The 1572-nt window shown below is 50.1% G+C and carries 2 protein-coding genes; both read left to right on the top strand.

Annotated elements, in window-relative coordinates; translation table 11 throughout:
• A partial coding sequence (tssD, locus tag R3289_RS20485) for a type VI secretion system tube protein TssD (protein WP_318927754.1) occupies positions 1 to 342 on the top strand: 342 nt, incomplete at its 5' end.
• Between the two features lie 136 nt (positions 343 to 478).
• A partial coding sequence (tssI, locus tag R3289_RS20490; protein WP_318927755.1) for a type VI secretion system tip protein TssI/VgrG occupies positions 479 to 1572 on the top strand: 1094 nt, incomplete at its 3' end.

Consider the following 1572-nt stretch of genomic DNA (forward strand, 5'->3'; position numbering starts at 1 on the left):
ACCGGTCAGCGCGTGCACAAGCCAGTGAAAATCACCAAAGTGTTTGATAAGTGTTCGCCACTTATCTATAACGCACTGACTTCCGGCGAACGTCTGCCTAAAGTTGAAATTAAATGGTACCGCACATCAGCAACAGGCAGCCAAGAGCATTACTTTACCACCACATTGACTGATGCCATCGTCGTGGATGTTACCGCATCAATGCCGAACTGCCAGGATCCTGGTCAGGCGCATTTTACTCATCTTGAAGATGTACTCATGACTTACCGTAAAATCGACTGGACCCACGAAGTGTCGGGTACATCGGGCGGTGACGACTGGCGCACTGCAATGAAGGCATAAGCCTGAGATCTGTCTCGAAGGGGGCAGGTTTCCCTCTTCATTTTCTTCTGTTTTCAGAACATAAATCGATGTGTTTACATTTGCCAGTTCGTATATCTCTGGTATGCGGTAGCTGTGTATTAATCAGGATGACGTTATGGCAAGGAACGCCAATCAGGCGCAATTTGAATTAGATGTTGCAACGATCAATCTTCCGTTAAGGCTCTATGCTTTCGAAGGTCAAGAAGGTATCAGTCAATTATTCAATTTCTCAGTTATTTTCGTGTGCGATGATCCGGCCCTGCAGCTCGACAGCTGGCTGCAATTACCCGTGCGTTTAGCCCTGTATCATAATAATGGCCTCGAACCGCGTTTTGTGTGCGGAATGGTCTACGGTATCGAGCAGCTAACCCACAGTGATCGTCACTGTCAGTATCGTCTGACGATAACCCCTCGCGTCCAGCTATTAACCCACCGCACTAACTTCCGTATTTTTCAGAACCAGAGCGTCTCTGACATTATCACCACCATCTTTACCGATGCGGGGATTTTAAGCCATGAATATGAACAGCGGCTCTCAAATAGTCTCCCGGTGCGTGAATACTGCGTGCAATACGGTGAATCGGATATGCGGTTCATTGCCAGGTTGATGAGTGAAGAAGGGCTCCATTACCATTTTGAACACACCGAGACCGGTCATGTTATGGTCATTGCCGACGGGCAGGATGGCTTTCTCGAACTGCCCGCATTGCCATACCGGCACAGTCACGGCATGGCAAAAGACCGCGACATCATTCATCACTTTTCGCTGTTAGAGCAAACCCAGACCGGCAAAGTGTCGCTGACCGACTTCACCTTTGAGCGCCCCGATTTCAGACCGCAAGGGCTCAAGGTCAGCAATATCTCTAACGAACAACCTCTGGAAGCCTTTCATTATCCCGGCCAGTTCACAACCGACGCCGACGGAACACGTATCGCGACACTAACCTTAGAGCAGGCCAGAATTCATAAGCAGCGGGTAACCGGGAAAAGTGACTGTACCCAACTCACCAGCGGGTATTTTCAGCCGCTGGAAGCGCACCCCAATGATCAATGGAATGAACCCTGGCTGCTGGTGGAAGTGAAACACCAGGGCAAGCAGCCACAGGCATTGGAAGAGTTTGCTGACGGGGCGGCAACCTATAACGCAGATTTTATCGCCACTCCGTGGGAAGCCGCGTTTCGAGCCGAGCCCATTACCAAGCCGTATAT

This window comes from Photobacterium sp. (assembly GCF_033720175.1).
Lineage (GTDB): Bacteria > Pseudomonadota > Gammaproteobacteria > Enterobacterales > Vibrionaceae > Photobacterium.